This is a genomic window from Corynebacterium sp. HMSC074C05 (genome assembly GCF_001838325.1).
In the GTDB taxonomy this organism is placed as follows: Bacteria; Actinomycetota; Actinomycetes; order Mycobacteriales; family Mycobacteriaceae; genus Corynebacterium; species Corynebacterium amycolatum.
This window is the reverse complement of sequence record NZ_KV836292.1, coordinates 48286-61691: the sequence shown is the minus strand read 5'-3', so window position 1 is coordinate 61691 and position 13406 is coordinate 48286. Positions and strand designations below refer to the sequence as shown.

Annotated in this window: 12 protein-coding genes and 1 tRNA gene; 3 read left to right on the top strand and 10 right to left on the bottom strand. The window is 58.9% G+C overall.

The window, feature by feature from the left end:
* Positions 1-3: 3 nt before the first annotated feature.
* The 4 genes from thrB to argS form a co-directional block, all read right to left on the bottom strand.
* Positions 4-930, bottom strand: coding sequence for a homoserine kinase (thrB, locus tag HMPREF3042_RS06475; protein ID WP_005509404.1), 927 nt, complete (start codon positions 928-930; stop codon positions 4-6).
* Positions 931-2265 (bottom strand): homoserine dehydrogenase, encoded by a 1335-nt coding sequence (locus HMPREF3042_RS06470; protein ID WP_070605086.1) that lies wholly within the window; start codon positions 2263-2265, stop codon positions 931-933.
* Positions 2262-3680, bottom strand: a complete 1419-nt coding sequence (lysA, locus tag HMPREF3042_RS06465) for a diaminopimelate decarboxylase (protein ID WP_070856601.1) — start codon at positions 3678-3680, stop codon at positions 2262-2264. The genes HMPREF3042_RS06470 and lysA overlap by 4 nt, the downstream gene beginning before the upstream one ends.
* Positions 3681-3745: 65 nt before the next feature.
* Positions 3746-5347 (bottom strand): arginine--tRNA ligase, encoded by a 1602-nt coding sequence (gene argS, locus HMPREF3042_RS06460; protein ID WP_222866829.1) that lies wholly within the window; start codon positions 5345-5347, stop codon positions 3746-3748.
* Between the two features lie 263 nt (positions 5348-5610).
* Here argS and HMPREF3042_RS06455 point away from each other — a divergent pair, with 263 nt between their 5' ends.
* Genes HMPREF3042_RS06455 through HMPREF3042_RS06445 form a run of 3 tightly spaced genes read left to right on the top strand, consistent with a single transcriptional unit; the run spans position 5611 to position 8707 of the window.
* On the top strand, positions 5611-6399 hold the full coding sequence (locus HMPREF3042_RS06455; protein ID WP_048735215.1) for a (Fe-S)-binding protein: 789 nt from the start codon (positions 5611-5613) through the stop codon (positions 6397-6399).
* On the top strand, positions 6399-7973 hold the full coding sequence (locus HMPREF3042_RS06450) for a LutB/LldF family L-lactate oxidation iron-sulfur protein (RefSeq protein WP_070856600.1): 1575 nt from the start codon (positions 6399-6401) through the stop codon (positions 7971-7973). The genes HMPREF3042_RS06455 and HMPREF3042_RS06450 overlap by 1 nt, the downstream gene beginning before the upstream one ends.
* A gap of 2 nt (positions 7974-7975) precedes the next feature.
* Complete coding sequence (locus HMPREF3042_RS06445; protein WP_070856599.1) at positions 7976-8707, top strand: LutC/YkgG family protein; 732 nt, start codon at positions 7976-7978, stop codon at positions 8705-8707.
* A 149-nt stretch (positions 8708-8856) separates the two neighbouring features.
* On the opposite strand, the gene HMPREF3042_RS06440 is transcribed toward HMPREF3042_RS06445, so the two are convergent.
* The 6 genes from HMPREF3042_RS06440 to HMPREF3042_RS06415 form a co-directional block, all read right to left on the bottom strand.
* A tRNA-Arg gene (locus HMPREF3042_RS06440) sits at positions 8857-8929 on the bottom strand.
* Positions 8930-9023: 94 nt separating this feature from the next.
* Entirely contained in the window at positions 9024-9815 is a 792-nt protein-coding gene (locus HMPREF3042_RS06435) for an ABC transporter ATP-binding protein (protein WP_070856598.1), read from the bottom strand.
* Entirely contained in the window at positions 9815-10990 is a 1176-nt protein-coding gene (locus HMPREF3042_RS06430) for a FecCD family ABC transporter permease (protein ID WP_070856597.1), read from the bottom strand. The genes HMPREF3042_RS06435 and HMPREF3042_RS06430 overlap by 1 nt, the downstream gene beginning before the upstream one ends.
* 30 nt (positions 10991-11020) lie before the next feature.
* A complete protein-coding gene (locus tag HMPREF3042_RS06425; protein WP_070856596.1) occupies positions 11021-12223 on the bottom strand; it encodes an ABC transporter substrate-binding protein in 1203 nt (400 codons plus the stop codon).
* 169 nt (positions 12224-12392) lie between these two features.
* Entirely contained in the window at positions 12393-12845 is a 453-nt protein-coding gene (locus HMPREF3042_RS06420; RefSeq protein ID WP_070437896.1) for a MarR family winged helix-turn-helix transcriptional regulator, read from the bottom strand.
* 69 nt (positions 12846-12914) lie between these two features.
* A complete protein-coding gene (locus HMPREF3042_RS06415; protein ID WP_038628431.1) occupies positions 12915-13406 on the bottom strand; it encodes a MarR family winged helix-turn-helix transcriptional regulator in 492 nt (163 codons plus the stop codon).

Sequence of the window (13406 nt, the reverse complement as noted above, 5' to 3'; positions counted from 1 at the left end):
GGCTTAGCCGTCGACCACGACCTTAACCGGCTCGCCGATTCCCAGCTCCATGACCTTGATGCCAGCCTCGCGGGCATCATCCAAGATTTTCTCATCCACTGCAGTAGTTCCCAGAACCATACAGGTCGGGCCAGCGCCCGAGAGGAATGCCGCGTAGCCACGGTTGCGCAGGCGGTTGACCCACTCTGCGGTCACCGGCAGCACGTCGGAGCGGTACGGCTGGTGCAGGCGATCTCGCGTTCCCTCCCACAGCAGTTCCGGGTGGGACTGCAGCGCTGCGGTCATAACAGCAGTACGGGAGACATTGAAACGAGCGTCGACATGCGAAACATCGCTCGGCAGCACCTGACGGACCGCATTCGTGGAGGCGTGAAATGCCGGTACGAGTGCAGTCGCCTGAATGGATTCATGCACCGGAATGCTCACTGCTCGGTACTGAGGTGCGGTGCGACCATCGACAGGCTTGTCAGTCCAGCTGACCACTGCTCCGCCGAGGACGGATGCGCCAGCGTTATCCGGGTGGCCCTCGAAGACCGAGGATTCCTGGATTACCTGGTCGTCGGTAAGCGGGAAGCCGGCCAGACCGTTAGCTGCAGCGACACCAGCGACGGCGGCTGCTGCGGAAGAGCCCAGGCCGCGCGACTGCGGAATGGTGTTATGGCAAATAACCTTCAGCCCCGGCGCCTCGACACCTGCGGCGCGAAGGCCCGCGCGAATCGCGCGCACTACCAGATTAGACTCGTTGCGCGGCAGGTCGACTTCGCCCTCACCGTGAATCTCAACGACGACACCCGATTCGATGACCTCGACCTCGACAATATCGTAGAGCGCGACGGCCAACCCCAGGGTGTCGAAGCCCGGGCCCAAGTTCGCTGACGAACCTGCAACCGTGACAGTGACCTTCTGCCCCGGGAAAAGCTCCTGTGCCATTTAGATATCCATTCCTTCGATACGAATGACGTTGTTGACGGCCAAAACCGCGTCGTTGGCGCGCAATTCGTCGACCGTTGCTTCCAAATCCTTCTCCAGCGCCTTGTGAGTCACGATGACCAGGCGAGCACCGTTGGCGCCCTCTTCCTGGCGGACGGTGCGCAGAGAGATGTTGTGATCAGAGAAGGTGCGAGCGACATCGGCAAGTACTCCGACGCGATCGTCGACGTGCAGGTCGATGTGGTAGCGGGTGCGAACGTCACCGAAGTCGAGGATCGGCAGGTTAGCGTAGGTGGAATCCCCCGGTGCGCGACCACCGTGGACAATGTTGCGAGCGGCGGCAACAAGGTCACCGAGCACTGCGGAGGCTGTCGGGTTACCACCGGCGCCGTTGCCGTAGAACATCAGGCGACCAGCGGCCTCGGCCTCAATGAATACAGCGTTGAAAGACTCACGCACAGTTGCCAGCGGGTGACGACGTGGAATCAGCGCTGGGTACACGCGGGCGGAAATGGACTCCTTGCCATTCTCGTCCGTGACCCGCTCACAGGTAGCCAGCAGCTTAATGGTGCAGTCTGCGCTCTTGGCGGCTGCGATGTCATCAGCGGTGATCTCGGTAATGCCCTCGCAGTGAACGTCATCAGCAGTCACACGGGTGTGGAATGCCAGGCTGGCCAGAATAGCTGCCTTGGAAGCGGCATCGTGGCCCTCGACGTCTGCAGTCGGGTCGGCCTCGGCATAACCCAGGCGGGTGGCCTCTGCCAGCATCTCGTCGTAGTCCGCACCGGTGGAGTCCATCGCATCAAGGATGAAGTTAGTGGTGCCGTTGACAATGCCCATGACCGTATTGACAGTGTCACCGGCCAGCGAACGGCGCAGCGGGCCGACGACCGGAATAGCTGCAGCCACAGCAGCCTCAAAGAAAAGGTCGACGCCTGAGGAATCGGCAGCCTCAGAGAGCTCCTCGCCGTGAGCTGCGACAAGTGCCTTATTGGCCGTCACGACCGACTTGCCCGCACGCAGTGCCTCCAGCACAACGCGACGTGGGTAATCAATGCCACCGATGACCTCGACTACCAGGTCAACGTCATCGCGCTGGACCAGCGAAAAAGCATCGTCGGTAAGAAGATCCTGATCCACATTCGGACGCGGCTTGGTCTTGTCGCTCACAGCAATACCAACGACCTCGACCGGGCCGCCGATGCGGCGCTCGAAGTCCTCAGCCTTCTCGTTGAGCAGGCGGTAAACCTCAGTACCGACTGTGCCAAGACCTAAAATAGCGACACCAACCTTGTGGCCCTCGCCCTTTCCAGGATTATTCGTTGCGGCAGTCATCGTGGCGTTTCACACTCCAGGCTTAGTAAGTCTTGTACGGTTTCTCGTCTTAATATTTGGGTCACTTGACCATCGCATACCGACACTACTGGTGGTCGCGTCAGCATGTTGTAGCGGCTGGCCATTGCGTAACAGTATGCCCCAGTAGCAGCCAGCGCGAACAGATCACCCTCAACAATGTCGTCCGGGTAGTTCGCGTCATTAATCAGAATGTCTCCCGATTCACAGTGCTTTCCGACGACACGGGTGGGAATCCTGGAACCTGATACTTCGCGATTAACGACGCGACCATCATAGTTCGAGCCGTAAAGCGCCGGACGAATATTGTCGCTCATTCCACCATCGACCGATACATAACGACGGGTCATGCCTTCATCGATGGTCACATCCTTCAAAGTGCCCACTTCGTACACCGTGACCATGGACGGGCCAACGATGGCACGGCCTGGTTCAACAGCCACTGTCGGAGTTTCAATACCGATACGCTGCGCAAGCTTGTCCACAGCAGTGAGGATCTCGTCGGCAAGCGGAGCAACGTCAAGGGGCTGCTCGCCTGCGGTGTATGCAATACCGAAACCGCCACCGAGGTCAAGGGTGTTGAAGTGTTTCGAGATTTCAGTGCCGTGGCGTTCGACGAGCTTTTCCACCAGCGAGAACACGCGCTCGGCCGCGAGAATGAAACCGTCGGAATCGACGATCTGGGAGCCGATGTGACAGTGCAGACCAATCAGGCGCAGATTGTCGTCCTCTTCTACGAGGTTGGCAGCTTCCAGCGCCGAACCGGACGCGAGGGAAAAGCCGAACTTCTGATCCTCGTGCGCGGTAGCGATGAACTCGTGGGTGTGTGCTTCCACACCGGGCTTCACGCGGACGAGCACGTCCTGCACCACGCCTGCTTCAGCCGCCACCTGGGACAGGCGACGCAGCTCCGAACGGGAGTCAAGCACAATCTTGCCGACGCCAGCGGAGATAGCATCGCGCAGCTCTGCGGTGGACTTGTTATTGCCGTGGAAGGTCATGTCCTTGGCTGGGAAGCCCGCAGCAAGAGCGATAGCCATCTCGTTGCCCGAGGCGACATCGAGATGCAGCCCCTCCTCCATTACCCAGCGGGCAATGGTCTTCGACAGGAAAGCCTTGGACGCGTAGTGGACATTCTCCGCGCCGCGGAAGGCCTTGGCCATCGAGCGGCAGCGGGAGCGGAAGTCCTGCTCATCGACGACAAAAACCGGAGTGCCAAATTCTTTGGCAATGTCGACCAGGCTCACGCCGCCAATTTCCACTGAACCGGGATTCTCTTCGTCATCACCCCGACGACGGGCGGTAATTGGCCAGACATGCGCTGGTAGTTCATTAAATTGGGTGGAATCGGGCCGGGTGTAGCCACCCAGCTCGAAACCATTGCCGTCGATAGGCACGAAACAGCTCTCTTTCTCCGTTACCCGGGCGGAGCAACGGGGTGTAGTTTTACGGGCGCGTTCGACTACATGCGCTCAGGTGCGGTAACACCGAGCAGCTGCAGAGCATTGGCCAGCGTCTGGCGGGTAGCCTCAGCCAGGCCGAGACGAGCACGGTGCAGCTCGGATACCTCTTCGTCGGCCTTAGGCAGAATCTGGCAGGTGTCGTAGAAGCGGTGGAAGACACCGGCGAGCTGCTCAGCGTAACGGGCAATACGGTGTGGTTCCCGCAGGTCAGCAGCGGACTTGATGATCGCCGGAAATTCGCCGATAGTGCGGATGAGCTCACCTTCACGGTCCTCTACCAGCAGGGAGAAGTCGGCATCTTCGCTAGTCACACCAGCCTCTTCGGCACGGCGGCCGATTGAGCACAGACGAGCGTGGCCGTACTGGACGTAGTAGACCGGGTTATCGCTGGACTGCGAAGCCCACAGCCCCAGGTCAATATCCAGGCTGGAGTCCACGGAGGAACGGATTAGCGAGTAGCGAGCAGCATCGACACCGATTGCCTCAACCAGGTCGTCCAAGGTCACTACTGTGCCCGCGCGCTTGGACATCCGGACAGCCTTGCCGTCGCGAAGCAAGTTGACCATCTGGCCGATGAGCACCTCGACGCCGTCTGCGTTGTAGCCGAGCGCGGCAGCGGCGGCACGCAGACGTGCGATGTAGCCGTGGTGATCGGCACCCAGCATGTAAATGCACAGGTTGTGGCCGCGGTCGAACTTGTTCTTAACGTATGCGATGTCACCCGCAATGTAGGCTGCATCGCCGTCGGACTTGATGACCACGCGGTCCTTGTCGTCACCGTAATCGGTGGACTTCAGCCACCACGCGCCGTCAGCTTCGTAGAGTTTGCCGTTTTCCTTCAGGGAGTTGACAGCTGCTTCCACCTGACCGGACTCGAACAGCGAATTTTCGTGGAAGTAAACATCGAAATCAGTGCCGAACTCGTGCAGAGACTCCTTGATGTGCTCGAACATCATGTCCACACCGATGGCGCGGAAGTGCTCCTGGACCTCCTCCTCAGAGCCCTCGAGTGCCTGCGGGTTCTTCTCCAGCACAGCAGCAGCAATGTCCTGGATGTACTCTCCGCCGTAGCCATCCTCCGGGGTCGGCTGGTTCCGGGCGGCGGCAACCAGGGAGTCGGAGAAGCGGTCAATCTGGCGACCGTGGTCATTGAAGTAGTACTCGCGGGTGACCTTGGCGCCCGTGGCGGACAGGACACGACCGAGAGCGTCACCGACTGCTGCCCAGCGGGTACCACCCAGGTGGATCGGCCCGGTCGGATTTGCGGAGACAAACTCCAGGTTCACGTCGAGGTTGGAGTTGAAGTCGGCATGACCCCACTTCTCCCCCGCTGCCAAGACGTCCTCGACGATCTTGCCCTGGGCATCGGAGGCCAGGCGGATGTTAATAAAGCCCGGGCCTGCGATGGTTGCTTCATCAATACCTTCAGAAGCGCCGAGTGCTGTGGCAATTTCAGTTGCCAAGTCACGCGGCACCATACCGACACGCTTGCCCAGCTGCATGGCGATATTGGTTGCATAGTCGCCGTGCTCAGGGTTACGCGGACGCTCGACGGTCGGGTTTTCCGGCACGATAGAGACATCGGCATCGTGGGAAGTCAAAACCTCGACGGTGACTTTTCGGACTAGTACAGCAAGATCAGCAGGATTCACGATTGCCTATCCTATTAGGTCAATCGCAGTCGTGGAAACATCAGCCGCCAAAAGATTCATTTGAGGGGCATCTGCAGGTCGTGGAGTCCGACTGCAACTAGCCATTTTCACGATCCAGGCGAATTTGCGTTGAGAACAGATTTAATCCGGGCCTAGGCGTAGCATTCAGGTAGGAAATTATTGCCTTATCCTCAACCCATTTTGGAGCGACCGTGAAAGTAGCACTTTTCGCGACCTGCATCGGGGACATGATGTTTCCGGATGCAGTGAGTGCGACAGCCAGAGTCCTCACGCGGCTCGGATGTGATGTGGTCTTTCCGCCACAGCAAACCTGTTGTGGCCAGATGCACGTCAACACCGGGTACCAGAAGGAAATCCTTCCTCAGCTAGACACCTACGCTGATGCTTTTGCGGATTCCTCGATTGACTACGTTGTCGCCCCGTCCGGTTCCTGCGCCGGCGCCGTTCGCCACCAGCATCCGATGATCGCGGGCCGCTACGGTACCCGTGCCCAAACCCATGCGGCACAGGCCTGCGCGAACAAGACGCTGGATCTCTCCGAGTTCATCACCGATGTCGCTGGTGTGACTGACGTCGGTGCTTACTTCCCCCACTCAGTGACCTACCACTCCACCTGCCACAGCTTGCGGGTGCTCAAAGTGGGTGACCGTCCGTGGCGGCTACTCAGTGCAGTCGATGGAATAGATTTGCGCGAGCTGCCCGGCGCGGCGGAGTGCTGCGGTTTCGGCGGCACCTTCTCGGTGAAGAATGCGGAGACTTCCGCTGCAATGGTTGCCGACAAGACAGCCAATATCCGCGCTACGGAAGCGGAGTTCGTCACCGCTGGCGATGCCTCCTGCTTGCTCAATATCGGTGGTGCGCTGCGTCGCCAGGACTCTGGCGTGCATGCCATCCATATGGCCGAGATTCTGGCCTCCACCAAGGAGACCCCGTTTGATGTGCACAACCGTCAAGAAGCTTCCCTGCGAGGTGAGCAGTAATGGTCGCAATTAACGTCGGCATGCCAGCCCTTCCTCCACGCGCGCCGCACAACGTCGGGCATCTGCGCGGTACGCGCGGGTTCACGGCCGCGGCGCACGAGGAACTCAAGAACACTCGCATGCGCGAAAATGTCGGTCATGCCACGCGTTCGATTCGTAAGAAGCGCGCGCATGTCGTAGCGGAGAAGAATGACTGGGAGCAGCTGCGGCTCGCGGGCAGCCACATTAAGCGCGATGTGATGGCGCGTCTGCCAGAACTGCTGGAGCAGTTCGAAGAGTCAGTGACAAATGCCGGCGGTCACGTCCACTGGGCGCGGGATGCCGCCGAAGCAAACCGCATCATTACGGATTTGGTGAAAGAGACCGGCGAAGAAAAGGTCGTCAAGATTAAGTCGATGGCCACGCAGGAAATCGGCTTGAACGAAGCGCTTGCCGACGCCGGCATCACCGCCCGCGAAACCGACCTGGCGGAACTCATCGTTCAGCTTGCCGACGACATGCCGAGCCACATCCTGGTTCCTGCTATCCATCGCAATCGCGAGGATATCCGCGAGATCTTCCTCAATGGAATCCCCGGAGTCGACCCGGATTTGAAAGCCAATCCAGCCGATCTGGCCGAGGCATCCCGTACGTTCCTGCGCGAGCAGTTTATGGAGGCCAAGGTTGCGATTTCCGGCGCCAACTTCGGTGTGGCCGAAACCGGTACGGTGGCCGTCGTCGAGTCAGAGGGCAATGGCCGCATGTGTCTCACGCTGCCGGAAACACTGATTTCGGTGATGGGTATTGAGAAGCTGCTTCCCACCTTCCGGGACTTGGAAGTCTTCTTGCAGCTGCTGCCACGGTCGTCGACAGGCGAGCGTATGAATCCCTACACCTCCCTGTGGACGGGAACCACGGATGGCGACGGCCCGAAGAATTTCCACATTGTGTTGCTGGACAATGGGCGCTCGGCCACCCTTGCAGATCCGATTGGGCGTGAAGCGCTGAAGTGCATCCGCTGCTCGGCATGCCTGAATATCTGCCCGGTGTACGAGCACGTGGGCGGGCACGCTTACGGTTCGGTCTACCCGGGTCCGATTGGTGCAATTTTGTCCCCACAGCTCACCGGCATGGACTCCTACGATGATCCGAATGCCTCCCTGCCCTATGCATCCTCGCTGTGTGGAGCTTGCTTTGAGGTCTGCCCGGTGCGAATTGACATCCCCGCGGCGCTGCTGGAGCTGCGACACCGTAAGGTCACGGAGCACCGCCCGCCGGTGGAGGGCAAGCTCTTTGCCACGCTCGGGTTCATCATGGGCAATCAGAAGCTGTGGGACATGAGCGCTAAGATGACCTCCCTCGCCCGCGTACTCGGGTTGAAGGACGGCGAGATTCACACCCTGCCACTTTTCCTCAGCGGGTGGTCGGATGTGCGTGATACTCCGATTCCGCCGAAGAAGCCGTTCCGCTCACTGTGGGGTTCGGAGGATTTCTCGGCGCAGCTGTCTCGTGAATCGGCAAATCAGGTTCCGACGAAGATTAATGGGCTGTCGGATGACAACAAGCAGCCCGACACGTCCGGCAAGGAGGCCTAGCGATGTCCCATTCCTCAGCATCCGCGAACATTGCCAAAAGCGAAATCCTCGAGCGTATCCGCAATGCTCAGAAGATCGCCTTCGAAGGCCGTGACTTGGCCTCTGACGCAGGCATCGTCACCGGCGAGCCCGGTACACATTTCAACATCCCCCGCGATTACGAACGCTCCTCCGACCTGACGGCCAAGGAGATCATTTCGCTTGCCGACGAACGCATCGCCGATTACAAAGCCGATGTGCGCCGCTGTGGGAGCTCGGCAACTGAAATCAATGAAGCTGTGAAGAAGGCAATTGCTGATGTCGGGGCTTCATTGATTGGTATTCCCGAAGGCCTAGACCGCGAGTGGGTTGCGGGGTTGGAGTCTGGTGGGGGTAAGGCCACCACCGAGATTCGCGTCGATACAGGTTTCACCGCCGAAGAGCTGGACGAGCTCGACGCGATTGTCACCAGCTCTGCTGTTACCTGCGCCGAGACCGGCACCATTTTTCTGGACGGTTCGGCCACTTCTGGCCGCCGCGCGCTGACCTTGGTGCCGGATATTCACATCTGCGTTGTGCCGGCTTCCACAGTTGTCTACGGCATCCCGGAGGCAATTTCCCGCCTACGCGAGAGTGATCCCACCGCTCCCATCACCATGATTTCGGGACCTTCTGCAACCTCGGACATCGAGCTTGCCCGAGTCGAAGGTGTCCATGGGCCACGCACGCTGATTGTGATTATTGCTGGCCAGTAGCACCAAGGTGAATTGTCATGGGCGACTCGAATTCCTCCGCCAGGCTGTTCCGCTGGAAGAACGGTAACTAAACGTTTCCGCTAGGTGGCCGCTAAAACAAAAATCCCTCAAGCAACCAGGAAAAACCTAATCACTTGAGGGATAGAACGTGCCCCCGAGAGGAGTCGAACCTCCGACCTTCGGTACCGGAAACCGGCGCTCTATCCACTGAGCTACGGGGGCGTGTGGCACAAGTACAACAAGTGCAACGAGAAAAGATGTTACCACTTGGCTGGGGCGATTAGCGAAATGCCCCCGCGCCCCAGCCAAATCTCCACTACGCGGCTTCAGAAACCTGGTCTTCCTCAATAGGACACACCACGGGCACGCCCTCGTCATCGAGTACGCGGGCTCGAATTCCATAGACGCGGGCCAAAAGGTCCGGAGTGAGAACGTCAACAGGACTCCCCTGGGCAACCACGTGGCCGTCGTGAAGCATGACAAGCTCATCGCAGTAGCGGGCGGCGAGATTCAGATCGTGGATTGCGACGAGTGCCAAGGAGCTCCGTGAGGCGACCTCCGCGCGGACGAGCTTTAGGAGTTCCACTTGGTGACGCAGGTCGAGGGCGGAGGTGGGTTCGTCGAGAAGCATGACCTCGGGATCGCGAACAAACATCTGCGCGACCGCGACGAGCTGCCGCTGACCGCCGGAGAGCTCGCCGACGAAGCGGTCGGCGAGGTGCTCAATGCCGACCTTTCGGAGAGCCGCTGCCGTGTGCTCAATCTCGGAGCCGCGCACGCGCAGTCGCCCGGCGCGCCGCCCAGAGACCAGTACCGATTCGAATGCGGTCAGCGAGGCGCTAGCCGGCAGATCCTGCGGCACGTAGCCGACGACATCGCGCAGTTCGGAGCCGACGACCCGCTCATTGTCACGGGTCAGCACAATCTCCCCGGCCATTGGCTTTCGAATCCCCGCCAGCGTGGTCATCAGTGTGGACTTGCCCGCAGCGTTTGGCCCGAGCAAACCCGTCACCGTACCTGGCTTCAGCGTGCGTATTGACGCCCCGCGCAGCACCTTTCGCTTGCCATAGCCTGCAACTACGTCATTGACATCGAGAAATACGCCCATTAGTTCCACACCGTCCTCTTACGCAGAAAAACCAAGCCGACAAAGAATGGGACACCGACGATTGCGGTAATGATGCCAATCGGCACTGCCACACCCGGCACCACCGTGATGGATACCGCATGAGCTGCCGCAAGCAGCGCCGCGCCTGCCGCCATCGATGCCGGGGCAAAGAAGCGCTGTTCTTCACCGACGAGCATGCGTGCAATGTGTGGGCCGACCAGTCCGATGAAGCCGATGATGCCGGCGAAAGCCACTGCGGTTGCTGCCAGCAGCGAGGCTACAATCAGCGTCGCAATGCGCAGCCTATCCACATTGATGCCCACGGCTTTTGCTCGGGCATCGCCAAGCCGCAACACCGTCAGCGCCCACGCATAGCGGATAGTGAACGGAATAGCGATTAGCAGCGCCGCCGCAATGATGCCGTTGGCCACCCAGTTCGCGCGCTGTAGCGAGCCCATCGTCCAGAACACAATCTGCTGGAGCGCCTCGGTAGTCGCGCGGTATTGCAACAGCGCCAACAGCGCTTGGAATAGAAACACCAGACCAATGCCGAGCAGAATCATCGATTCCTTACCCGAGCCGCGCCAAACCGACGCCGCCGCCACAATCCCCACAGCGACGACGGATGATACCCAGGCCACGGCCGCCAGGTTGAACTGCGCATGCGGAATAATCACCCAGCCCAGCACAATCGATGCCGCCCCACCGAACGCCGCTGCAGCCGAGATACCGAGCGTAAACGGCTCCGCCAGAGGGTTATCGAGGATTGTCTGCATCTGTGCACCGGCAAGCGACAGTGCTGCGCCAATCAGCACTGCCATCACCGATGCAGGCAGACGCAGCTTCCACAGCACCGTACGAGTGGTTTCGTCCACATCATTCGGGCTCACGATGCCACGGACGACGTCCCCCACGCTCAGTGCCATTGGCCCCACAATCGTCGCCACCACAAACGCACACACGGCCAGACCCACCAGCACCGCAATGATGGCGATCTTCCGTGCCGAGCGTCGTCGGTACTGTCGCGCAGAGTCGTAGGTCGTGCTTGACGACGGACACTCGTGCTGTTCGGTGGCGGGCTGCGACTCTTGACCTCCACTGCCGTTGGTGGAGGTGGACTCGCGGGGTTCGTCGTCAAGCCCTGACGCAGGAGCGTGCAGATTGGTGTAAGTCATCGGATTCCTTCTTCGATGGTGGAAGATGGGTTACTTGGTCGGCTCCAGCGCGGTGAAGAAGGTGCCGCTGAGTTCGAAGGGCAAGTAGTCCTTGTGGAACTCGGCGAAATCAGCGACCGGGTCGAGGTCAGCGAACTCCTCTGGGTGAATCCACTTGGCGAATTGCTCGAGGGCGAAGACGTTGTACGGCGAGTCGTAGAACTGGTGGAAGGCGGCGTACAGATCGCCCTTCTTCGGCGCGGTTAGGGTGTCAAAGCCCGGCGTCTTCAGCAGGCCTTCCAGAGTGCGCTGTGCGGTCTCTGGGGTGGCGGTGTAGCCGAGTTCGACGTGTGGCAGCACTTCCGGCTTCTTCGGATCGAGCGCCCAAGAACCACCGGTGGCGATGATCTTCTCCGGCTGGACGGACAGGACCTTCTCTGCGGTCACGTCGCCCGATTCGGTGTCGAGGAGGCTGTCTCCGAGATTCTCACCGCCGGCTGCTGTGACAAGATCACCGAGATTGGACTTGTTGACGGTCGAGCAGCAATCCTTGAGACCGGCTGCTCGCCAGACGAAGGTCTTTGGCTTGTCTTCGAGCTTGGCGGCACGTTCGGTAATCTCGTTGACGCGCTTAGTGTAGAAGTCGGTGAACTTCTTGGCATTGTCCTGCTCATCGACGATCTGGCCGAGGAGCTCGACGGACTTGGCGGTATTCTCCAGGGGCTTTTGCCGGAAGTCGGTGAATACGTACTTCAGACCTGCCTGATCGAGCTTGGTGAGGAAACCGGATTGCTCCGCGGCCTTCTTGTGGTCAAGGGTCATGACGACCACGTCTGGGTCGTGGGAGATGAGGTTTTCAACTGTGACATCGCCCTTGGCGATATTGCCGATGGTCGGCATGTCTTTCAGCTCGGGGTTCGTCTCGAAAAGCTTGGTTTCAAACGACGGTGCGCCCGAATGCAAATCGCTGCCCATGGCGACAACGTGGTCACCCGGGTTTTCTTGGTCAAGCATCGCGGTGACAAACATGGCGCGGCCTTCACCGAGCACGACTCGTTCTGGCTGCTTGTCGAAGGTCACAGTGCGACCTGCGACATCAGTGACAGTGAGTTCTCCTTTGTTGTCGGCAGCCTCGTTCGACTCTGCGTCCGCACCGCATGCTGTAGCGACGAAGCTCAGCGCTGCACACCCGATTGCGGCCAGAGTTTTGGTCTTTGGCGCGGTTTTAGCCTTGGCGAAAATATTGACTCTCATGCGTTTCAGTTTCTGCCTTGTTTATTTCTGCGTAATTTTTGGTACTTAGGGTGCACAAAGAGAAGTGAACAGTCACCCCTTTGCTTTAGGCACGCCTTACCTTACAGCTTGAAACGTAGAGAAAAAAGCGCCCTGCTAGTGGTTGTTTTACTAGCAGGGCGTGGAAGTCTTACTTCCTTTCGAGAACCGACTGGAAGCACCTCAGCATCACTTCGCGGTCTTCATTAGCAAGTGGTGAAATAACTTCCTGGCGAACAGTGTCTACATAATCCGGCGCCGCCTCGGCAAACACGTGCCGACCAACGCCTGTTAAGACGACGACATAATCCGAGTCCGGGTCTTCGCCGTGGTCTTCGGTGTGAATAAATCCGCGCTTTTCCAACCTGTTGGTATGCAGCAGCGCGCGGGGATGGTTCCACTTCAGTCGATCACAAATCTTGTCAACATGCAGAATCCCATCCTCTACCTCATGCAGAGCGATGAGCAGGGTAAAGTCCGCGAACGTCAGCCCGGTTCGAGTGCGTAGGCTTCGCTCGATATTGCGCTCTACCTCGCGAAAAGCAGCTACCATCGACTGCCAAAAGAGCTGTTCATCATCACTCAGCCATTCAAATGAGTTCATACTGCTCTAGGCTAATGGTGAGAGCCTCGTAGCGGAGACAAATGGAAAACACTCACAAAAAACTTTTGGCTACTCTGCTTGTCCGTCGACTGAATCGGTGACCGTAGCATTGGCGGTCTCTGCAATCTTATCGAGCACAGCGGAAATCCCCTGATAGTCGATATTTTCACCGAGCACATCAAACAAAACATGGCGCACAAGTTTCACATGGTTCGGCGCCGCCTTCTCAATCACAGTTCGACCGTGTTCAGTAAGCGTGACATCGATACCACGGTTATCGCAGGCGCAGCGTTCCTTAGTTACTAGCCCGCGTCGCTCCATACGAGTAATTTGGTGCGACATTCGGCTGCGGTCCCATTCCAGGGATTCACACAGGGTGCGCATGCGCACTACATTGTCTTCAGCCTCGGAGAGAACAACCAGAACCGAAAAATCTGCAGTGGAAATATCGAGAGAATCTTGCAGCTGAAGATCGATTGACCTGTCAACGGCCCGTTTAGCGTTCAGAATTGAGCGCCATAACCGCTGCTCTTCATCACTTAACCACGGAACATCTTGCAT

Coding starts and splice junctions, on each gene's coding strand:
- thrB (WP_005509404.1), bottom strand. CDS start 930: ATGGCACAGGAGCTTTTCCCGGGGCAGAAGGTCACTGTCACGGTTGCA.
- HMPREF3042_RS06470 (WP_070605086.1), bottom strand. CDS start 2,265: ATGACTGCCGCAACGAATAATCCTGGAAAGGGCGAGGGCCACAAGGTT.
- HMPREF3042_RS06450 (WP_070856600.1), top strand. CDS start 6,399: ATGGTCGCAATTAACGTCGGCATGCCAGCCCTTCCTCCACGCGCGCCG.
- HMPREF3042_RS06445 (WP_070856599.1), top strand. CDS start 7,976: ATGTCCCATTCCTCAGCATCCGCGAACATTGCCAAAAGCGAAATCCTC.
- HMPREF3042_RS06435 (WP_070856598.1), bottom strand. CDS start 9,815: ATGGGCGTATTTCTCGATGTCAATGACGTAGTTGCAGGCTATGGCAAG.
- HMPREF3042_RS06430 (WP_070856597.1), bottom strand. CDS start 10,990: ATGACTTACACCAATCTGCACGCTCCTGCGTCAGGGCTTGACGACGAA.
- HMPREF3042_RS06425 (WP_070856596.1), bottom strand. CDS start 12,223: ATGAGAGTCAATATTTTCGCCAAGGCTAAAACCGCGCCAAAGACCAAA.
- HMPREF3042_RS06420 (WP_070437896.1), bottom strand. CDS start 12,845: ATGAACTCATTTGAATGGCTGAGTGATGATGAACAGCTCTTTTGGCAG.
- HMPREF3042_RS06415 (WP_038628431.1), bottom strand. CDS start 13,406: ATGCAAGATGTTCCGTGGTTAAGTGATGAAGAGCAGCGGTTATGGCGC.